This is a genomic window from Sphingomonas sp., assembly GCF_025362505.1.
Taxonomy (GTDB): Bacteria; Pseudomonadota; Alphaproteobacteria; order Sphingomonadales; family Sphingomonadaceae; genus Sphingomicrobium.
In genome coordinates this window covers 1-19,995 of sequence record NZ_JANYGG010000043.1, presented here as the reverse complement: position 1 = coordinate 19,995, position 19,995 = coordinate 1, and the positions used below count along the sequence as shown (strand labels likewise).

22 protein-coding genes and 1 tRNA gene are annotated in these 19,995 nt (G+C 67.4%); 15 read left to right on the top strand and 8 right to left on the bottom strand.

What is annotated here, in order from left to right; genetic code table 11:
- The 3 genes from Q0R27_RS03570 to Q0R27_RS03560 all read right to left on the bottom strand — a co-directional run.
- The coding region (locus Q0R27_RS03570; protein ID WP_293940954.1) for a diguanylate cyclase at positions 1–1,819 on the bottom strand (1,819 nt) is incomplete at its 3' end.
- 78 nt (positions 1,820–1,897) lie between these two features.
- A complete protein-coding gene (gene cysK / locus Q0R27_RS03565) occupies positions 1,898–2,824 on the bottom strand; it encodes a cysteine synthase A (protein ID WP_293940952.1) in 927 nt (308 codons plus the stop codon).
- Positions 2,821–4,116 (bottom strand): MFS transporter, encoded by a 1,296-nt coding sequence (locus Q0R27_RS03560; protein ID WP_293940950.1) that lies wholly within the window; start codon positions 4,114–4,116, stop codon positions 2,821–2,823. Before Q0R27_RS03560 ends, cysK begins: the two co-directional genes overlap by 4 nt.
- A 49-nt stretch (positions 4,117–4,165) precedes the next feature.
- Here Q0R27_RS03560 and radA point away from each other — a divergent pair, with 49 nt between their 5' ends.
- The 4 genes from radA to Q0R27_RS03540 all read left to right on the top strand — a co-directional run bounded on the left by radA (position 4,166) and on the right by Q0R27_RS03540 (position 7,836).
- The gene (gene radA / locus Q0R27_RS03555; RefSeq protein WP_293940948.1) at positions 4,166–5,536 is read left to right on the top strand and encodes a DNA repair protein RadA; all 1,371 of its coding nucleotides are present in this window, start codon (positions 4,166–4,168) and stop codon (positions 5,534–5,536) included.
- Between the two features lie 61 nt (positions 5,537–5,597).
- Positions 5,598–6,107 (top strand): CvpA family protein, encoded by a 510-nt coding sequence (locus Q0R27_RS03550; RefSeq protein ID WP_293940947.1) that lies wholly within the window; start codon positions 5,598–5,600, stop codon positions 6,105–6,107.
- Entirely contained in the window at positions 6,104–7,414 is a 1,311-nt protein-coding gene (cysS, locus tag Q0R27_RS03545) for a cysteine--tRNA ligase (RefSeq protein WP_293940945.1), read from the top strand. Before Q0R27_RS03550 ends, cysS begins: the two co-directional genes overlap by 4 nt.
- Positions 7,414–7,836: an iron-sulfur cluster assembly scaffold protein gene (locus Q0R27_RS03540; RefSeq protein WP_293940944.1), complete on the top strand. Its 423-nt coding sequence runs from the start codon at positions 7,414–7,416 to the stop codon at positions 7,834–7,836. Before cysS ends, Q0R27_RS03540 begins: the two co-directional genes overlap by 1 nt.
- Here the strand turns inward: Q0R27_RS03540 and Q0R27_RS03535 are convergent.
- Positions 7,833–8,399, bottom strand: a complete 567-nt coding sequence (locus Q0R27_RS03535; RefSeq protein WP_293940942.1) for a shikimate kinase — start codon at positions 8,397–8,399, stop codon at positions 7,833–7,835. The genes Q0R27_RS03540 and Q0R27_RS03535 overlap by 4 nt on opposite strands.
- A gap of 71 nt (positions 8,400–8,470) precedes the next feature.
- On the opposite strand from Q0R27_RS03535, the gene Q0R27_RS03530 reads away from it, so the two are divergent.
- The 5 genes from Q0R27_RS03530 to Q0R27_RS03510 all read left to right on the top strand — a co-directional run bounded on the left by Q0R27_RS03530 (position 8,471) and on the right by Q0R27_RS03510 (position 14,084).
- Positions 8,471–8,659: a hypothetical protein gene (locus tag Q0R27_RS03530; protein WP_293940941.1), complete on the top strand. Its 189-nt coding sequence runs from the start codon at positions 8,471–8,473 to the stop codon at positions 8,657–8,659.
- Positions 8,640–10,475, top strand: coding sequence for a hypothetical protein (locus Q0R27_RS03525; RefSeq protein ID WP_293940939.1), 1,836 nt, complete (start codon positions 8,640–8,642; stop codon positions 10,473–10,475). Before Q0R27_RS03530 ends, Q0R27_RS03525 begins: the two co-directional genes overlap by 20 nt.
- Positions 10,476–10,479: 4 nt before the next feature.
- Positions 10,480–11,361, top strand: a complete 882-nt coding sequence (locus Q0R27_RS03520) for a tyrosine recombinase (protein ID WP_293940938.1) — start codon at positions 10,480–10,482, stop codon at positions 11,359–11,361.
- A gap of 174 nt (positions 11,362–11,535) precedes the next feature.
- Positions 11,536–12,480 carry an acetyl-CoA carboxylase carboxyltransferase subunit alpha gene (locus Q0R27_RS03515; protein WP_293940936.1) on the top strand — a complete coding sequence of 315 codons (945 nt, stop codon included), beginning with the start codon at positions 11,536–11,538 and terminating at the stop codon, positions 12,478–12,480.
- Positions 12,481–12,623: 143 nt separating this feature from the next.
- Positions 12,624–14,084 (top strand): M48 family metalloprotease, encoded by a 1,461-nt coding sequence (locus tag Q0R27_RS03510; RefSeq protein ID WP_293940934.1) that lies wholly within the window; start codon positions 12,624–12,626, stop codon positions 14,082–14,084.
- A gap of 76 nt (positions 14,085–14,160) precedes the next feature.
- On the opposite strand, the gene Q0R27_RS03505 is transcribed toward Q0R27_RS03510, so the two are convergent.
- A complete protein-coding gene (locus tag Q0R27_RS03505) occupies positions 14,161–14,313 on the bottom strand; it encodes a Flp family type IVb pilin (protein WP_293940932.1) in 153 nt (50 codons plus the stop codon).
- Between the two features lie 102 nt (positions 14,314–14,415).
- The gene (locus Q0R27_RS03500; RefSeq protein ID WP_293940931.1) at positions 14,416–15,183 is read right to left on the bottom strand and encodes an SAM-dependent methyltransferase; all 768 of its coding nucleotides are present in this window, start codon (positions 15,181–15,183) and stop codon (positions 14,416–14,418) included.
- A gap of 80 nt (positions 15,184–15,263) precedes the next feature.
- Between Q0R27_RS03500 and Q0R27_RS03495 the strand changes: the two genes are divergently transcribed.
- From Q0R27_RS03495 to Q0R27_RS03475, 5 genes are all read left to right on the top strand, one after another.
- Positions 15,264–16,022, top strand: a complete 759-nt coding sequence (locus Q0R27_RS03495) for a ComF family protein (RefSeq protein WP_293940929.1) — start codon at positions 15,264–15,266, stop codon at positions 16,020–16,022.
- A 28-nt stretch (positions 16,023–16,050) separates the two neighbouring features.
- Entirely contained in the window at positions 16,051–16,308 is a 258-nt protein-coding gene (gene grxC / locus Q0R27_RS03490) for a glutaredoxin 3 (protein ID WP_293940927.1), read from the top strand.
- A complete protein-coding gene (locus Q0R27_RS03485) occupies positions 16,308–17,132 on the top strand; it encodes a carbon-nitrogen hydrolase family protein (protein ID WP_293940925.1) in 825 nt (274 codons plus the stop codon). Before grxC ends, Q0R27_RS03485 begins: the two co-directional genes overlap by 1 nt.
- Positions 17,133–17,167: 35 nt before the next feature.
- Positions 17,168–17,244, top strand: a tRNA-Arg gene (locus Q0R27_RS03480).
- A gap of 249 nt (positions 17,245–17,493) precedes the next feature.
- Positions 17,494–17,697 carry a hypothetical protein gene (locus Q0R27_RS03475; RefSeq protein ID WP_293940924.1) on the top strand — a complete coding sequence of 68 codons (204 nt, stop codon included), beginning with the start codon at positions 17,494–17,496 and terminating at the stop codon, positions 17,695–17,697.
- A gap of 94 nt (positions 17,698–17,791) precedes the next feature.
- Here Q0R27_RS03475 and Q0R27_RS03470 read toward each other — a convergent pair whose 3' ends face one another.
- Entirely contained in the window at positions 17,792–18,268 is a 477-nt protein-coding gene (locus Q0R27_RS03470; protein ID WP_366079778.1) for a Dps family protein, read from the bottom strand.
- 401 nt (positions 18,269–18,669) lie between these two features.
- Here Q0R27_RS03470 and Q0R27_RS03465 point away from each other — a divergent pair, with 401 nt between their 5' ends.
- A complete protein-coding gene (locus Q0R27_RS03465; protein WP_293940921.1) occupies positions 18,670–19,209 on the top strand; it encodes a PilZ domain-containing protein in 540 nt (179 codons plus the stop codon).
- A gap of 118 nt (positions 19,210–19,327) precedes the next feature.
- Here the strand turns inward: Q0R27_RS03465 and Q0R27_RS03460 are convergent, their stop codons facing one another.
- Positions 19,328–19,759: a hypothetical protein gene (locus Q0R27_RS03460; protein ID WP_293940919.1), complete on the bottom strand. Its 432-nt coding sequence runs from the start codon at positions 19,757–19,759 to the stop codon at positions 19,328–19,330.
- Positions 19,760–19,995: the final 236 nt, after the last annotated feature.

Below are 19,995 nucleotides of genomic sequence, written 5' to 3'. Positions count from 1 at the left end.
CCATCAGCGCAGTTTCCAGCACCCACTGCCCGATCTTGCCGATCATCCCGCATTCCTCGGCAAGCTCTATGAACTTGTCGGGCGAGATTGCCCCGCGAGTCGGATGCTTCCACCGCAGCAGCGCTTCGAAGCCGCACACTTCCTCGCCTGCGGTGCGCACGATCGGCTGGTAGGCGACCCACATCTCGTCGCGATCAAGCGCCTGGCGAAGGTCGTTTTCCAGCGCCTGGCGTTCGGCCGCATCGCTGTGCATCGCGGCTTCGTAGAACATGTGCTTGCCGCGCCCGGCGGCCTTGGCGGCGTAAAGCGCCAAGTCCGAATTGCGCACCATGCTGTCGGCGCAGCTTCGCCCCGGATCGCCGATCGCAATCCCGACCGAAGCGCCGATCGTCACGCGATTGCCCTCGATCATGTAAGGCCGAGATATCTGCTCGATCAGCGTGCGCGCGAGGGACTCGAGCAGGCCCACATCGACCATGCCCGGCAGCACCGCCTTGAATTCGTCACCGCCCAGGCGACCGACCTTGCCATGGTCGCCCATCACGCTGGTCAGACGCTGTGCAACCTGGCGGAGCAGCGCATCGCCGACCGGATGGCCCAGCGTGTCGTTAACATTCTTGAACCGGTCGAGGTCGATCAGGAACAGCGTGCAGCCCTTCTGCCGGGTGGCGGCATTGCGCAACGCTTCGTCGAGCGTCTGGCGCATCAGCGCGCGGTTGGGCAGCCCGGTCAGCGAATCGAAGCGCGCGAGGCGGCTGATCTCCTGCTCCGAGCGGCGCTGCTCGGTAAGGTCGGTGCCAATGCCGCGGAAGCCGAGGAAGCGGCCAAGATCGTCGAACACGGGGTTGCCCGACAGCGACCAGTGAATGTCTTCCGAGCTCGCCGCGCGAACGACCACGTCGGAGAAGGGGAACCGCGCCGAGAGATGGAAGCCGAGCGTGCGTTCCTCGCGCAGCGGGCCTTCGCCGCTCGCGCCGACCGAGAGCAGGTCGGTGAACTGGCGTCCAAGCAGCGCGGCGGGCTCGCAGTTGAAATCGTCGGCGAGCTGTTGCGAGACGTAGGACAAGGTGCCTTGGGAGTTGGATTCCCAGAACCAGCCGCGGCCACTGTTCTCGAATTCGATGACGAAGCGCAATGCTTTCTGGGCGTCAGCGTCAAGCTGAAGGCGGCGGCGAGCGCCCGCGATCATCGTCCGGGCACCGGCGATCGAGTAGGCGACGATGACGAGCGACAGCGCGGCGATGCCGAGCACGAGGCTGGCGCGTTCGGCGAAAAGCGCGCTGGCGACCGTCCAGACGAGGCTGCAGAGGATGGTGATCGGGGGCGATCCAATCGCGACGATCGCGGTCGTCGTCACGCCCGCGCCGATGAGCAGGGGCATCAGGCCAGTCGCCGCCATCGCCGGATTGGCCGAGGCCGTATGGCTGAACATCGCCCACAACCCGCTGACCAGCGCAACGTAGCCGCAGATCAGCCGCGTGACCCCATGCGGCGGAAGGCCCAGCCGCCCACGATAGCGGATGACCGCCGCCGCGGCGAGGTCGAGCGCGACCGCGAGGCCGAGCGGACCGGCGACGGCGCGCGCCATGCCGGCGTCGGCACTGACGAAGCTGTAGATTAGGAGCGCGAGCGCACACAGAATATGCATCGCACCGAGCAGCAGCGGCACATGGTGGAGCTGCGCCACGCGCTGCTCGGCGAGAGTCGCATCCTGGCTCGTTTCAGTCGGCGAAACGTCGAACGACAGCGCCTCGGTGACACTCGCCCGGGTCCCTGATTCATCCGCTTCCACCGCACTCGCAAATCTCGCCCGACGCATGCTCCCCGCCCACTGTTAGGTGTCCGGATTAACTTGCGGAAGTTAACATCTTTTGCTGCGGAGGACGTTGATTTCCCATCAACCCTGTTCTGGCAGGAAGTCGGGAACGGACAGATACCGCTCGCCGCTGTCATAGTTGAAGGTCAGGATCCGCGGGTTTTCGCCGAGCTCGCCGAGCTTCTGGTCGATCGCAGCGAGGCTGGCGCCCGACGAGATGCCGATCAGCACGCCCTCCTCGCGGGCCGAGCGGCGGGCCCATTCGCGCGCGTCCTCAGCGCCGACCTGGATCACGCCGTCGATCGCATTCATGTCGAGATTTTTCGGAATGAAGCCGGCGCCGATGCCCTGGATCGGGTGCGGCGCCGGGTCGCCGCCCGAGATCACCGGCGACAGCGTCGGTTCGACCGCGAACACCTTGAGGCCAGGCCATACCTTCTTGAGGGCATGCGACACGCCGGTAATGTGGCCGCCGGTCCCGACCCCGGTGATGATGGCGTCGATCGGGCTGTCGCGGAAGTCGTCGAGGATTTCCTGCGCGGTGGTGCGGACATGGACCTCGATGTTGGCGGGGTTGTCGAACTGCGCCGGCATCCACGATCCCGGGGTGGCGGCGACCAGTTCCTCGGCGCGGGCGATGGCGCCCTTCATGCCCTTCTCGCGCGGGGTCAGGTCGAACGTCGCACCATAGGCGAGCATCAGCCGGCGCCGCTCGATGCTCATGCTCTCGGGCATGACGAGCACGATCCGATAGCCCTTGACCGCCGCGACCATCGCCAGGCCGATGCCGGTGTTGCCCGAGGTCGGTTCGATGATCGTCCCGCCCGGCTTGAGCTTGCCCGAGCGTTCGGCGTCCTCGATCATGGAAAGCGCGATGCGGTCCTTGATCGATGCGCCCGGGTTGGAGCGCTCGTTCTTCGACCATACTTCGGCGCGACCGGCGAACAGGCGGTTGACGCGAACGTGCGGCGTGTTGCCGATGGTCTCGAGGATCGAATTCGCCTTCATGTCACGGGCTCCTTGTGGTCGCGTCTGGACGTGTTCGTCGGATTGTCGCCTATTTCGGGTGGGTCGAAGCTCTTGGCAAGCCGCAACTCGGGAAATTTCCACGCCCAGATCGCGACGACGGCGATTGCCGCGATCCCTCCGGCGACGACCGCCACGACCGGGCCGATGAGCGCGGCGAGGAAACCGCTTTCGGCCTCGCCCAGTTCGTTCGAGGCGCTGATGAACAGCGAACTGACCGAGCCGACCCGGCCGCGCATCGCGTCGGGGGTGTGAAGCTGGATCAGCGACTGGCGGACGTAAACCGAGAACATGTCAGCCGCGCCGAGCAAGGCGAGGCAGGCGAGGCTGAGCGGCATGGAGCGGGACAGGCCGAACACCACCGTCACCGCGCCGAACACCGCGACCGCCCACAGCATCTTGACGCCAACGTCATGCTTCAATGGGCGAAAGGCGAAGAAGGTGGCGGTCACCGTTGCCCCGAATGCGGGTGCGGCGCGAAGATGGCCGAGCCCTTCGGGACCCGAATGGAGCACGTCGCGCGCGAACACCGGGAGCATTGCCGTCGCGCCGCCGAGCAGAACCGCGAACAGGTCGAGGCTGATCGCACCGAGCACGAGGCGGTTGGTGCGGACATAGCGGATGCCCTCGCTCGCCTTGCGCCAGAAGCCGATCGAATTGTCGGCGAAGGGGCGCGCCACCGGCCCGATCGTCATCAGCGACACCAGCGAGAAGGTCAGCAGCGCCGCGCTGACCAGATAGGGTGTCGCGGGCGACACGGCATAGAGATAGCCGCCGAGCGCTGGCCCCACGACCGACCCCGATTGCCATGCAATCGACGACAGCGCGATCGCTCGCGGCAATATCTCGCGCGGCACCAGGTTGGGCGCCAGCGCGCCGAGCGCGGGGCCGGCGAAGCCGCGCGCGACCCCGAGCAGCGCGGCGACGACAAACAGCGCGGTCACGCTGGTCAGCCCGTTCCACGAGAACCAGCCGAGCGCGACCGCACAGCCAAGTTCGAGCAGGATCGCGCCGCGCGCCACCCAGCGGCGGTCGAGATGGTCCGCCGCCCAGCCGGTCAGCGGGGTCAGCACGAACAGCGGCACGAACTGGACAAGGCCGATGATCCCGAGCCGTAACGAGGCGGCCGGTACGTCCATCGTCTGGCGCGAAATGTCATAGACCTGCCAGCCGATGACGATAACCATCGCCAGCTGGGCAATGGTCGACGTCAGCCGCGACAGCCAATAGGCGCGAAAGGCGGGGATGCGCAGCGGTTCCGGGATCCAATTCACGTCGCGAGCCCTAGCGGGGCTTTGTCAGCGCCGCTACACCTCCTCCGCGATGGCCAAGCTCAAAACGCGTTACGTCTGCACCGCCTGCGGTTCCGCCCAGTCGCGGTGGCAGGGACAGTGTCCCGATTGCGCCGAGTGGAACTCGATCGCGCAGGAGGCCGCCGCGCTGTCGACGGTGTTCGCGGCAAAGCACGACCTGTCGACCGGGGGGCGGCCAATCGAGCTGGTCGGGCTCGATGTCGCGGTCGCGCTGCCGCCGCGACTGGTAAGCGGGATCGCCGAGTTCGATCGGGCGATCGGCGGCGGGCTGGTGCCGGGGTCGGCGACGCTGATCGGCGGCGACCCGGGGATCGGCAAGTCGACCCTGCTCCTCCAGGTCGCGGCCAATATGGCGAGCGCGGGGCGGAGCGTGGTTTACCTGTCGGGTGAGGAATCGGCCGATCAGGTTCGGCTGCGGGCGCTTCGGCTCGGGCTTGGCGGCGCGCCGGTGCGGCTCGCGGCGGCGACTTCGGTTCGCAATATCCTGACGACCCTGGGGCAAGGCGAGCCGCCGGCCTTGCTCGTGATCGATTCGATCCAGACGATGCATTCCGACCTGATCGAGGGCGCGCCCGGCACCGTCAGCCAGGTGCGCGCGTCGGCGCAGGAGCTGGTTCGATTCGCCAAGGACTTCGGCACCGCGCTGGTGCTCGTCGGCCATGTCACCAAGGACGGCTCGATCGCGGGCCCGCGCGTGCTCGAGCATATGGTCGACACGGTGCTCGGCTTCGAGGGCGAGCGCAGCCACCAGTATCGCATCCTCCGCGCGGTCAAGAACCGCTTCGGCGGGACCGACGAGATCGGCGTGTTCGCGATGGAGGGGGTCGGGCTGACCGAAGTGCCGAACCCGTCGGCATTGTTCCTCACCCAGCGCGGTGAGCCGGTCAGCGGCACGGCGGTGTTCCCCGCGCTCGAGGGGACGCGACCGGTGCTGGTCGAAATCCAGGCGCTGGTCGTCCGGCTGGCGAGCGGGGCGACCCCGCGCCGCGCCGCGGTCGGGTGGGATTCAGGCCGGCTCGCGATGGTGCTCGCGGTCCTGGAGGCGCGCTGCGGGATGAGTTTCGCGACCGCCGAAGTCTATCTCAACGTCGCCGGCGGCTATCGCCTGTCGGACCCTGCCGCCGACCTCGCCGTTGCCGCCGCACTGGTGTCGGCGCTGTCCGAGCGGCCAGTGCCGGGCGATTCGGTGGTGCTCGGCGAAGTCGCACTGTCGGGCGAGGTCCGCCCCGTCGCCCACGCCGCGCTGCGGCTCAAGGAGGCGGCCAAGCTCGGGTTCGAGCGGGCGTGGGTGCCAAGCGGGGTCGACCACGGCGAGGGCGGTATCGCGTTGACCCGCTTCGCCAACCTGCGCGGGTTGGTGGACCAGATCCTGGGGCGGTAGTGCCAACTAGGGAGGACGCTTCCTACTGGCGCGCGTCAAACCGCTCGGCTAGCCACGCGTCATGACTGCGCTCGACATCTTCGTCCTGCTCCTGATCGGCGGCGGCGCCGTGGTCGGCTTCCTGCGCGGCTTCACTCATGAGGTGCTGTCGCTCGCCGCGTGGATCGCCGGAATCGTGATCCTCAAGGCGTTCCACACCCCGGTGCAGGCAGCGCTCGCCCCGACCATCGGCACCCAGACCGGCGCCGCCGCGCTGGCGTTCGCGCTGCTGTTCCTGCCGACCTTCTTCCTCGTGAAATTCGGCGCGCGGTCGGCGGGGGGCAAGGCCAAAAGGTCAGTGCTCGGGCCGGTCGACCGGCTGCTCGGCGGCGGGTTCGGGATGCTCAAGGGGCTGATCGGCGCGACGCTGTTCTTCCTCCTCGCCAACCTCGCCACCGACCTGATCTCGGGGCCGCAGGCCAAGCGGCCCGAGTGGCTGCGCGCGTCGCGGACCTATCCGCTGCTCAACGCCAGCGGCCGCGCGATCGTCGACTGGGTCGAGACCCGGCGCCACCCCGGGGTGAAGCTGTGATCCGCCTCTACGACACGATGGCGCGCGAGAAACGCGAATTCACCCCTGGCGACCCGAACCGAATCACCATGTATGTCTGCGGCCCCACGGTCTACGGCCACGCCCACATCGGCAATGCCCGCCCGGCGGTGGTGTTCGACACGCTCGCCCGGACGATCCGCCACCAATTTGGCGCCGACAGCATGGTCTATGCGCGCAACATCACCGACGTCGACGACAGGATCATCGCGGCGGCGAAGGCGGAAGGGGTCGAGCCGGGGGTGATCACCGAGCGCTACGAGCGCCACTATCTCAACGACATGGGCGCGCTCGGCGTCAACCCGCCGACGATCGCGCCGCACGCCACCGCCGAGATTCGCCCGATGGTGGCGATGATCGAGCGGCTGATCGGGCTCGGCCATGCCTATGAGGCCGCGGACCATGTCCTGTTCTCGGTCGCGTCCGACCCGGATTATGGCAGCCTCAGCCGCCGCGACCGCGAGGCGATGGTCGCCGGCGCGCGGGTCGAGGTCGCCCCCTACAAGCGCGACGCCGCCGACTTTGTGCTGTGGAAGCCGAGCGTCGGGACAGAGATTGGCTGGGACAGCCCGTGGGGGAGGGGCCGCCCCGGGTGGCACATCGAATGCAGCGCGATGATCCGCGCGCACCTGGGCGAAACAATCGACATCCACGGCGGCGGCCAGGACCTCATCTTCCCCCATCACGAGAACGAACTCGCCCAGAGCCGCTGCGCCCACGCCGGCGCCCCACTCGCGCGATACTGGGTCCACAACGGCTTCGTCGACATGGGCGCGGAGAAGATGTCGAAGTCGCTCGGCAATGTCGTGACGGTCGAGGATTTGCTGGCGCAGGGTCACAAGGGTGAGACGCTGCGGCTGGCGCTGCTGTCGGCCCACTACCGCTCACCCCTGCCGTGGACCGAGAGTCTGATCACGCAGTCGAAAACCTTGCTCGATCGTCTTTATCGGGTGGCGGCTGACGCGGAACCCGGGACAGCAGATGGGTCAGTGCGCGATGCGCTCGACGATGATCTCAACACGCCGCTCGCCCTGTCCCGTCTGGCGGCGATCGATGACGCAGCGACGCTCAAGGGCAGCGCGGCACTTCTGGGGCTGCTCGGAGAGGACGCGGACACATGGTTTCGCGGTGGCAATGACGAGGGTGCGATTGACGCGCGCATCATCGCTCGCGGCGAAGCCAAGGCGCGTCGTGATTTTGCCGAATCGGACCGCATTCGTGATGAACTCAAGGCGGACGGCATCATCCTCGAGGACGGGCCGGGCGGGACGAGTTGGCGGCGGGCGTGATGAGCGAGCCGCTGTACACGCGCGACATCCTTCGGCTTGCGGCGGAGATCCCGCATCCTGGGCTGCTCGACCCCGCCGATGGTCGCGCCGAGCTTCGTTCGCCAACCTGCGGCAGCCGGGTTCGCGTGGGAGTGCGGCTTGACGGACAAGGGCGGGTCGCGGCGCTGGGGCAGGAGGTCGAGGCGTGCGCGTTCGGGCAGGCCAGCGCGGCGCTGATGGGGGCTCATGCGATCGGCCGCTCGCGCGACGAGGTTGCGGTCGCCTTGGCCGAACTGACGCATTGGCTGTCGGGGGAAAGCGATCACCCCGGTTCCTGGCCCGGACTGCCGACGCTCGCTCCCGCAAGGGACAAGCGCGGACGGCATGGCGCGATCCTCCTGCCGTTCCGGGCATTGCTCGCCGCGATCGACGACGCGGCTTAGCCGTCGTTCGCAGCGCCCTGCAGGTGGCGCTGTAGTGCTTCCACGATCGTCTCGACCACCTCGGCATGCGCACCGTGGTTGCTTGTCACATGAATATGCGCTTCGGCGTAGGCGGGCGCGCGCTCGGCGGCGAGGCGGGTGAGCACTTCTTTCGCATCGGGCCCGTTGAGCAACGGCCGCGTGTCGCGCCGCGCGGTGCGCTCGGCGAGCACCTCGACGGGTGCGTTGAGCCACACCGTGATCGCGCGCTCGTTGAGCAGGCGGCGGGTCTGCGGGTCGACATAGGCGCCGCCACCGGTCGCGATGACCCGCACCGCGCCCTCGATCAGCCGCGCGACAAGCCGCCGCTCGCCGTCGCGAAAGCTGGCTTCGCCATAGCGTTCGAACACCTCGCCCGCAGGCGCGCCCGCGGCGTCCTCGATCGCTTCGTCGCTGTCGATGAAGTCGAGCCCGAGCCGCCGGGCGAGCCGCTTGCCGATGGTCGACTTGCCGACCCCCATCAGTCCGACGAGGACGACCGGGCGGTCGAGCGGCAGGCTGATCGGGATAACGACATTATGCACAAGGCAGGGCTATACATGGGGGCGCAAGGTCGGGCAAAAGCCCGTTTCGTTCGAACAGCAAAGTATTTTTCATGGCCCGTGACAGCCTCAACCGAATCCAGTCGGCGCCGATGCGCCGCCGCCCGATGTCGCCGCTGATACCGCTGCTGGTGGTGCTGGTGCTGATCGCCGGGGGGCTGTTCCTGCTGTCGCGCAGTGCCACGGAACAGCCGGTGCAGCCGATCGAGGTCGATGTCGCGCATGATGCGGCCGCGCGCTAGGCTCTTCGCCGCCGCGGCGGTGGTCGCGCTGGCGCTTCCGGCGCTGGCGCAGGATCGGCCGACGTCGATCCTGCCGCCGGGCTTCGGCGATCCCGTGCCGCCGCGGATTAATGCCGCGCCTGCACCCTCGGCCGCCGGCGCGCAGCCGTCCGCGACCCATGCACCCTCGTCTTCGGCGTCGCCCGACAGCGGTGCGACGGTCGCCAGCGGCGCCGGCGAGGACCAGATCGCGACGAGCGATTCGCTGACCATTGCCGACGAAGCCGCCGCCGACGTTCCCGAACCGCAGGAAGTGCCCGACGCCGCGCGGCGCGACGCTTCGCTGGTTGGCCGTCTCGATCCCGTCGCGATCGGGCTTGGCGCCGAGCCGTGGGGCGCGGCGCACGGCTTGTTCCTGGAACAGGCGATGCGCCGGACCGAAGGCGCGCTGCCGTCGCGCTGGCTGCATATCGCGCTGCGCAACGCGCTCCTCGCTCGCGCGCCGACACCGTTCAGTCTCGACCCCGCCGACTGGGTCGCCGAGCGCAGCTGGCTATTGCTCCGCATGGGCGAGGCCGACGCCTCGCGGATGCTGGTGGCGGGGGTCGACGTCACCGATTTCACGCCGAAGCTGACGCAGGTCGCGGTGCAGAGCGCGCTCGCCAACGCCGATGCCGCGGGCCTGTGCCCGCTGCGCGATGGGGTCGGCGACGTCGAGCCGCGAGTCGCACCGCTGATCGACGCGATGTGCTCGTCGCTGTCGGGCAATCCCGAGGCCGCCGCCGCCGACATCGACCAGTCGCGTCGGCGCGGCCGGGTGGGCGGGATCGACGTCAGCCTCGCCGACAAGCTGGTCGGAGCGGGCGCCGACACCGCCCGCGCCGTGACAATCGAGTGGGACCCGGTCGACAATCTCAATGTGTGGCGCTTCGGGCTCGCCACCGCGTCGGGGATCATGCCGCCCGATCGGTTGATGAGCGGCGCGGCGGTGCAACTTCGCGCGTGGGCCGCGCGGGCGCCGATGCTGTCGGTCGAGCAGCGCCTGCCCGCCGCGCGCATCGCCACTGGGCTGGGCGTCTTCTCGGGCCGATCGCTGGTCGATATCTATTCGGGCATTTACGACCGCACCGATCCCGACGAGCTGACGCAAAGCGACGCCTGGCAGCTGCGCCTCGCCTTCGCCGGCAAGGACCAGGACGCCCGCCTCGCGGCGATGCGCCGGCTGTGGGACAAGGCCAAGGACCCGCTCGAGATAGAGGCGACGCGGGCGATGCTCGGGCTTGCGGCGAGCCGCGTGGAGCCCGACGATTCGCTCGCCGCCGATGCACCCGACATTATCGCATCGCTGCTCGCCGCCGGGCTCGACGAGGCCGCCGCGCGCTGGGCGCCGGTGGTCGCGGGAATGAGCTCGGGCCTGGGCGACCGCTGTTGGGCGATGCTCGCGCTGGCGGCGCCGTCGACCCGCGGGATCGATGTCAGCTTCAGCCGCATCGACAAGTTCATCGATCGCGACACGAGCAACGAGCATCGCCGCGGCGCGCTGCTGGTCGCGGGGTTGGCCGGGCTCGGGCGGATCGACCGAGCGAGCGCGTTGCGCCTGTCGAGCCGCTACGGCTTCGGGTTCGAACGGCGCAGCGAATGGAGCAACATGATCGACGGCGCGGCCAGGCGCGGGCAGGGCGGCACCGTGACGATCCTTGCCGGGCTGGCGTTCCAGTCGCCGCAATGGACCGGGATCCCGGCGCGCTTCCTGCTGCACAGCGTCAGCGCGCTCAACGACACCGGCCAGCGGTTCAACGCGCGGATGATCGCCGCCGAGGCGCTCAGCCGGTCCTGACGCGGTGACCGAAGCCGACCACGCGCTGGTCGACCGCTTCCTCGACATGATGGCCGCCGAGGCGGGGGCGGCGCGCAACACGCTGCTCGCCTATCGCCGCGACCTCGAGGCGGGGGCACAGGCGCTGGGCGAGGTCGGGACGGCCGACGTGCCGGCGCTGCAGAAGCTGGGAGCGGCGTGGCGTGAGCTTGCTCCATCGACGGTCGCGCGGCGGGCGTCGGCGCTCAGGCGATTCTACGGCTTCCTGCTCGACGAGGGCCTGCGCGACGACGATCCGTCGGCCGCGCTGCCGCGCCCGGTCCATCAGCGCCCCTTGCCGCGGATCCTCGACGCGCATGAGGTCGAGGTCATGTTTCGCGAGGCCGAGGACCGCGCCGCGTCGGGCCAGCCGCTCGCCTTGCGCAATCTCGCGCTGCTCGAATTGCTCTATGGATCGGGCCTGCGGGCGACAGAGCTCGTCTCGCTGCCCCGCGGGGCGCTGCGCCCGGGCCAGCCGTTCCTGATCCTCAAGGGCAAGGGCGCGAAGGAGCGGCTCGTTCCGATATCCGAGCGAGCCCATGCCGCCGCGGCGCGCTGGGGCGAGACGCTGCCGAAGGAGGGCCAATGGCTGTTCCCCGGCGGCAAGGCGCATTTGAGCCGGGTGCGCCTGTTCCAGATCGTCCGGGCCATGGCGGCGGTGGCGGGGATCGCACCCGACCGGGTCAGTCCGCACGTCCTGCGCCATGCCTTCGCCACCCACCTGCTCGCGGGGGGCGCCGACCTGCGCGTGCTCCAGGCGCTGCTTGGCCACGCCGACATCGCCACGACCCAGATCTACACCCACGTCGACAGCGCCAGGCTAGTCGAACTGGTCAACGCCCGCCATCCGCTCGCCGACAAGCGGTAGAGTCTGTTTCAGGTGAACTGCACCGGCCCGCGCCCCCACCCGGCCAACCCATAAGATACACTGAGTGGGTTGGCCGGGTGGGCGTGCGGGCCAGTGCCGAACCAGCAAAGCGGAAACAGACACTAACGGCTGGTCGTTGACGCCGAAGGGGGTGCGGCTTACCCCCCGCCGCTTATGGCAATCACCTACCTTGATTTCGAAAAGCCGATCGCCGAGCTCGAAACCCGCGTCGCCGAGCTCAAGGCGACCGCCGATGCCGGGTCGATCGATCTCGGCCCCGAAGTCGCGCGCCTCGAAGCCAAGGCGTCGAAGCTGTTGCGCGAAACCTATTCGCGGCTGACCCCGTGGCAGAAGGCACAGGTCGCGCGGCACCCCGAGCGGCCGCATTTCAACGATTATCTCGCGGGGATGGTCGACGAGTTCGTTCCGCTGGCGGGAGACCGCGCGTTTGCCGACGATCCGGCGATCATCGGCGGGCTCGGGCGGATCGACGGGCGGCGGGTGATGGTCATCGGCCATGAGAAGGGTGAAGACACCGCCAGTCGCTTGCGCCACAATTTCGGCATGGCCAAGCCCGAGGGCTACCGCAAGTCGATCCGCCTGATGCGCCTCGCCGACCGCTTCGGCATCCCGGTCGTGACGCTGGTTGATACGTCGGGCGCGTTTCCGGGAGTGGAAGCCGAGGAGCGCGGCCAAGCCGAGGCGATCGCCCGCTCGACCGAACAATGCCTCGCCTTGAAGGTGCCGCTGGTTGCGGTGATCGTCGGCGAGGGCGGGTCTGGCGGCGCGGTGGCAATCGCCGCCGCCAACCGCGTGCTGATGTTCGAGAATGCCATCTACTCGGTCATTTCGCCCGAGGGCTGCGCCTCGATCCTGTGGCGCACCGCTGATCGCGCGGGAGACGCGGCGGAAGCGATGAAGGTGACCGCGAACGACCTGAAATCGCTCGGCGTGATCGACCGGATAGTTCCCGAACCGCTCGGCGGCGCGCACCGCGATCCCACCGCCGCGATCGCAGAGCTCAAGTCCGCGCTGATCGAGGAACTCGACGGCTGTGGCCGGTTCGGCCCCGAGGAATTGCTCGCCCAGCGCCGCGCCAAGTTTCTCGCCATCGGTTAGACCCTGATGCGAGGCTGATTCACGCGCTGGTTGGGAGCGCTTCGCGCTGCCACCTCGAACGATCAGCGTTTGTTCGTTACGGAACCATCCGCCCGCCACACCGGTTTCCTGCCCTAGAAATCTTGAAGTTCCGGAGAGTGACGATGCGCAAACCCTTGTTAATGCTTACCGCCGCGGCGTTGATCGCGACCCCTGCGCTGGCGCAATTGAGCTCGCTGCGCCAGAGCGACGTGGCCGAGGCGTCGAAGCAGCACGCCTCCATCGTGGCCGAGTTCGGCGGCGCCGAGACCGGTGCCCGCGCCAATTATGTCGAGGCCATCGGGCGCCGTGTCGCCGCTCAGTCGGGCACCGCTAATGCCGGGCAGATCTATCATTTCACGACGTTGAACTCGCCGGTCGAAAACGCCTTCTCGGTCCCCGGCGGCTATGTCTACATCACGCGCCAGCTTATGGGCCTGATGGGCGACGAAGCCGAACTCGCGTTCGTGCTCGGCCACGAGACTGGCCACGTCGCCGCTGACCACAGCCGCACTCGCCAGAAGGCCAGCACGCGCAACTCGATCCTCGGCGTGTTGGGCGCGATCGTCGGAGGGGTCGTCGGCAACAACCCGTTCGGCAGCCTGATCAGCCAGGGGCTTCAGCGCTACGGCCAGCTCGCCACGCTGAGCTTCTCGCGCCAGCAGGAATATGAGGCCGACCGGCTCGGCATCCGTTACCTTGCGCAGGCGGGATACGATCCGACCGCCGGCGCGACGATGCTCGACGCGCTGACCCGCTCGGCGGCGCTCGAGACGCGGGTGCAGGGCAAGACCGGGCGCTCGACGCCGGAATGGGCCATGACCCATCCGCTGTCGCAGAATCGTTCGGTTCAGGCGCTCCAGCTCGCCCGCCAGTTTGCCCGACCGGGGGCGGCGATGCGCAACCGCGACGCCTTCCTGGCGCAGCTCAACGGCGTCAAGGTCGACGACGATCCGGCGCAGGGCATCGTCGATGGCACCAGCTTCACTCACCCTGACCTGCGGCTGCAGTTCGTCGTGCCAGTCGGTTTCCAGATGTCGAACAGCGCCGACGCGGTGACCATCGAGGGCTCGTCGGGAAAGGCGCAATTTTCGGGTGGCCGCTTCGATGGCAACATGCAGACCTATGTCGGCCAGGTTCTGCAAAAGCTGACCGGGGGTCAGACCCAGGTCCAGATGGGGCCGCTCCAGCAGACCAGTGTCAACGGCATCCCCGCCGTCTACACGACCGGCCGCGCGCAGACCGACGGCGGGGTCGTCGATGTCAGTATTTTTGCCTATCAGTGGAGCGCGAACACTGCCTATCACTTCGTCATGCTGACGCAGGGCGGGCAGGGGATTGGGCCGTTCCAGTCGATGGTCGGCTCGCTCAGGCGGATCACGCCAAACGAGGCGGCGGCGATTCGGCCGCGCATCCTGCAGGTCACGACGGTGCGTTCGGGCGATACGCCGCAGTCACTGGCAAGCCGTATGGCCTACCGCGATTATCAGCTCGATCGCTTCCTCTCGCTCAACAACCTCCAGGCGAATTCTCGCCTGGTGCCGAGAAGCAAGGTCAAGCTGATCGTTTACGGCACTCGGCGATAGCAGAGAGAAAGGCGTTGGTGGGCCAGATGGTCTTGCCGGGGTGTCCAGTCCCGGCATGATCGCCTGGCGCCGCCGCCTAGTTGTTCTGCACCTCCGAGTTGATCCTGGTCCACATCCCGGCGGTACCACCACCGAGCGAGCCCAGTCCTGCCGTCATCGCAATGATGATCAGGGCACAGATCAACCCGTATTCGACCGCCGTTGCTCCGCGCTGGTCGGCGCGAAGCATGCGCAATGTTCTTGGGATAGCGTTCAAGCTTCCCTCCTCTGGTCCACGTCCACGCGACGAGAATTAAAGGCGCAGGGTTAAGGAACCGACGTCGAAGCGAAGTTAATAATTCGTGAGGCTTGGTTGCGAATTCGCGTCGTCCGGGGTCCACGCGGCGAAGTGAATAATCTCGACGATTTCAGTGGTCCGGCCATCCACCGCGGCGGCGGAGAAAGCGGCGCGGGCGGCGGCGAGACCCCGCCGAAGCACCGGGCGGCGCGGGCGGGCAAGGAGGCGATTGGTGGCAGCCATGCCGCGCAGGTCGCGGACCAGCGCATCGAGGCTCGAATAGCGCAGGCTGACCCGGTCGACATCGACCACCGGCGCGACAAACCCTGCGTTGGCGAGCAGCGCGGCGAAGCTCGGCGGGTCGATGCGCGGGTGGACATGCGCGCTCGCCCCGCCCTCCGCCTGGTCGGCGGCCATCATCGCGGTGCGCAGGGCGGGTAGCGAATCACCGCCCGCAAACGCGCCGAGGAACAGCGCGCCCGGGGCGAGAATGTGGCGCAGCGCGGTCAGCAATCCCCGGAGATCCTCGGCGGTATCGAGCGCGCCAATGCTGAGGCAAAGGTCGGGCATTGCCGGGGGCGGAGTATCGTCACCCGGTTCGATCGCGGTGACGTGACCGATGCCGGCTGCGTGCAATCCCTCCACCCAGCCGGGCAGGGCTGACCCATAGATCAAGCCCGAGGAGAAGGTGCGCGCGACCAGGGCGAGCCGATCGAGGCATTCGGCAAACGCGCGTTCATGCAAGAAATGGTCGCTCCCCAGTGCCGCGCCGCGCGCGCGGCGGAGGGGTAGGAGGGTCGCATCGAACAGGGGGCCGGTCATCGCGCGCGCTTGTGCGATGGCGCCGCCCGCGCGACAAGGGTGAACGAGCGATCGGGGCGAACGCGCGATGGGGGCGACGAATGACCGGGGTCGGGGTGATGTGGGGTGTGGCGCACGTCCGGCGGGGCGGTCTGTGGCTGCTCGACCTCGTCCTGCCGCCGCGCTGTCCCGGGTGCGGGGCAATCGTCGGGACGCTCAACAGCTTCTGTCCGCCGTGCTGGACCAGCCTCGATTTCCTTGGGCACAGCGGCTGCGAGAGTTGCGGAATCCCGCTCGAGGCAACCGATCATGGGACGTGCGCCGGATGCATGGCGCGGCCGCCCCGCATTGCCCGCACGCGCGCCGCCGTGGCCTATGGCGACATTGCGGGTTCGCTCGCGATCCGGTTGAAATATGGCCGCAAGATCGCGCTGGCGAAGGCGATGGCGCGCTACATGCTGCCGCTTGTCGGCGAATTGCCGGCGGACGCGCTGCTGGTCCCGGTACCGCTCCATCGCCGGCGGATCGCGGCGCGCGGCTTCAACCAGTCGCTGCTGATCGCGCGCGAGATCGGCCGCAAGCGGGGGGTTCGCGTGGCCCCGCGCATCATCCGCCGGATCCGCCCGACCCCGCCGCTCAAGGGGATGAGCTTTACCGAGCGGCAGAAGACGGTCGCGGGCGCGTTCGCGCTTGCCGCGAAGGCCGACATCGCGGGCCGGACGATCGTCCTGGTCGACGATGTCCTCACCACCGGCAGCACCGCCGAGGCCTGCGCCCAAACCCTGCTGCGCGGCGGTGCGGCGCGGGTCGAGCTGCTGTGCTGGTCACGCGTGGTGCGCAACCCTATCTTCGTGCGTTAGGAGCCATCCGGACATTGAGGAGTACCAAGTGCCAAAAGTCGAGATCTACCTGAAGACCACCTGCTCATTTTGCGCGCGCGCGCGCCAGCTGCTCGACGGCAAGGGCGTCGCTCACGAGGACTATATTGTCGATATGGGCGGCCCGAAGAAGGCCGAAATGGTCCAGCGCGCCGGCGGCCGCACGACCGTCCCGCAGATCTTCATCGACGGCAAGCATGTCGGCGGGTGCGACGAGCTGATGGCGCTCGACCGCCAGGGCAAGCTCGACGAGTTGCTAGCCGCCTGATGGCGCGCGTCGCGCTCTACCAGGCGCGGACCGGGATCGACCCGGTGGAAAACGCGCGCTCGCTGGTCGCTGCGGTCGGCGAGGCCGCGGCGGGCGGCGCGGCGATGCTGTTTACGCCCGAAATGTCCGGCCTGCTCGACTCCGACCGCGAGCGGGCTGGCGCAAAGATCGTCGCCGAAGAGCAGGACACAACCCTCGCGGCGGTGCGCGAGGCGGCGGCGAGGCATGGCCTGTGGGTCAGCCTGGGTTCGCTCGCCGTCCAGGCCGCCGACGGGCGCTTCGCTAATCGCGGCTTCGTCATCGACGGCGGCGGCGAGGTACGTGGGCGCTATGACAAGATCCACCTGTTCGATGTCGACCTGCCGAACGGCGAGCGGTGGCGCGAATCGGCTGCCTATCGACCGGGCGAGGCAGCGACGATCGTGCCCGGAACCCCGGTCGGAACGCTCGGCATGACGATCTGCTACGATTTGCGCTTCCCCGCGCTGTTCGAGCGGCTTGCCGAGGCCGGCGCCGACACGATCATCGTCCCCGCCGCCTTCACCGTGCCGACCGGTACGGCGCACTGGCACATCCTCCTTCGTGCCCGCGCGATCGAAGCCGGGCTGTTCGTCATCGCCGCCGCGCAAGGCGGGCGCCACGAGGATGGTCGCGCTACCTTCGGGCACAGCCTGGTAATCGATCCGTGGGGCGAAGTGCTGCTCGACATGGGGGACAGCGACGCACCGCGGCTGGCCTTCGCCGAGATCGATCTCTCGCGCATCGCCGAGGTCCGCGGGCGAGTCCCCGCTCTGGCCCATCGCCGCCCGATTCCCGCCATTTGATTCAGCGCCCGCTCGGCCTTATCGGGATGCGACATGGCTCCGTAGCTCAGCAGGATAGAGCAGCGGTTTCCTAAACCGAAGGTCGGGGGTTCGAGTCTCTCCGGGGCCACCATAAAATCAATGACTTAGCAGTGATTCGACATTCGCTCTGCGATGAAATGCAGCAGGGATAAGCACGAGGTAAGCGCGAGATTGAACGGGCTGATGGATGCAGTCCAAACTGAGCAACGCCGGACGAAGGGGCGTGACAATAGTGACAATAGGGACAAAACCCTGCGGGACGCGTCGCCCCCGCCGCAAAAGTTGCGAGAGTTGCGAAAGTTGGACTCGCCCTCGCCGATCCCGCCAGTAAGAAGCCCCCATGTCATCGCTCCTCGATTCGTACCGCAAGAACGCTGAGGCTGCGCGCATCGAGGCCGAGGGAGCCACGCTTCCCAACGTCCGGGCCCGCGCCGCCCAAGCTGTGGAGTGCTGGTCGGACATGGCGGACAAGCTGGAGTGGGTGGAGGAGCAGGGCCGGGAGAGAGCGGACGCTGCTAGCCGAGCCAAGCACGAGGCGCGGTGAAAGACGAGGCGCTACGGAAGCTTTTGCCCCAATTGCGGCGGGCGGTCGGCAGGTACTCCCAGTGATAGTGGCACCTAACGATGCCAATATTTAATCATGCAGCCATCGAGCGTAGCATCCATGCGGTTTTCTCATGGACCTGCATGCGCTGCGTCAGCAAATCGGCAGTCGGCTCATCATGAGCTTCGTCGGCGGCTGGAAAGACCGCTCGGGCCGTCCTGACAACTGTGGCCTGATCGGCTGCCAGTTCGCGGATCATTGCGTCCGCACTAGGCACTCCATCGGCCTCCTTCACAGTCGCCAGCGCCGCGTAGGCTGAATAGCTACCGGGCGCAGGCTCGCCGAGCGCGCGGATACGTTCGGCGATCAGGTCGACTGCCAGAGCCAGCTCCGTATATTGGCCTTCGAACATCAAGTGGAGCGTGTTGAATTGCGGTCCGGTGACGTTCCAGTGGTAATTATGTGTCTTTAGGTAAAGCGTGTAGGTATCCGCCAATAGTCGCGACAGGCCGCCGGCGATCGCCATCCGCTGATTGTCCGGAATACCAAGATCGAGCATATCGGTCATCATTTCATCCTTTGTCGCGGAGTAATATCCCACACAGCTTCGAACGGTCCAACGCATTAGTTTCACAGCTCTGATCGACTGGATCGATCAGACAGGCATCTAGTTGGGATGGATTGCGCCGACCGTCTGAATGGGCGCGCACGTCAGGAACGCCATGAACGGCCCGCCCTCGCCTGGACGCCACAGGCCAGCGAACGCAAAGAGCGGCTCGTAATCCTCATGCATCCCGAACCAGACCTTGCGCTTGCGCTTCGTCTCCTTACTGGACCGCTGGCAGCGACGGAGACAATGGGGTCGTTAGGGACGATAGGACGGGCTGCGTCGGACAACCTCCATCGTTAACGACAGCAACACCATTAGCTGGCTATGGCCGCCTGACTTGGAATGGGGCAGGCCGACCACTGATGATAGAACGGAGCTTTCAGCGAAAGAGCGTATTCATTGCGACGACGCTTCATGACGGTCATTCGTCGGCCCCTGTGACCTTGCGCAATATTTCTCGATCCGGGGCGATGGCAGAGTCTCGCTGCCCACCAGTCACAGGGGCCGAGGTGAACCTCGTCAGAGGACGCCTCGCGTCCAAGGCGCGAGTGGTCTGGTCAAATGACCGCAGGTTTGCGATGCGCTTTGAGTTTCCGGTTACGGTCGAAGACTGGGTTGCCGCGCCTAAGAATGCGTCCCAGCACGTTTCCGACGAACTTTTCGCGCATCGCGCGTCTACTAACGCTTTCGGCGGCCCACGGAATACGACTTCGAACACGGGAAGTGAGGCAACGCTTCACAGCACGATCGAGGGGGGCATTGCCGAAGCGATCGCGCTCCTGATCAGCATGGGAGACCATCTCTCCGAAGACATTACCGTTGTGGCGCAGTATGGTGGGCCGCTACAGAAGCTCGAACGGGCCGTTCAGATACTGCGGGCCATCGAGGCTCGGAAATGCTGATTATCTTGGCATGCGATGTTTATTAATCGTTCACCAACTATTGCTGCTTAGACTGATCACGGATCCCCACTGGTCCCGCGCCGCCGGCAGTCCAGCTAACCTACGGCCGGCGGCGCGTTTACCTCGCCACCGAATACCCCGGCGGTAACGGCGGAACTCCGCGCGGCGGCAAGCTCTGGACCGACATCGATTGCCCAGCCCCCGGCACACCATAGCCCGGTGGAAGCGGCGGGAGCGATCCTGCCCCAAGCTCAGGATGGTTCGCCAGCAGCGCGTCTCGCGCATCGTGCCGCGCCGACTTGAACGCTTCCTTGATGGTCTCGCCCTTGTCCGTGTCGCTCAGAGTTCGCCACTGTGGCGAAGATACCACCGGGCGCAGCGCCTGCGAGGCCATCGTCCCCGCCGTCCGCTGATATTCGTCATACTGCTGCGCGTTGAGCGGCACTCTCTCGCCGCCGACCATAACGTCGCGCTGAGGCATGGACACCGGCACCCGCAGCCGGGCAACTTCGGCCTTGAGCGGGTCGCTAGAGCGGATTTCGACCGGCATGAATCGCTGGGGGATTCCCAAGGGTCTGAAAGTCTGATTCAGAATGCAGGCTGGGATATGGAGGCCAGCATGCATGGGTCAGCCTCTCTCGATGGATGGATTTGCGCACGCGGCTTTTGGCCGCGATTGATGCGGGAATGAGTTGCCGGTCGGCGGCGGTTCGGTTTGGCGTGGCCCGCACCGGCAATCGCTAGGGGCCTGCCCACGAGCCGCACGGCTTGGGACAAGTCTTTTGC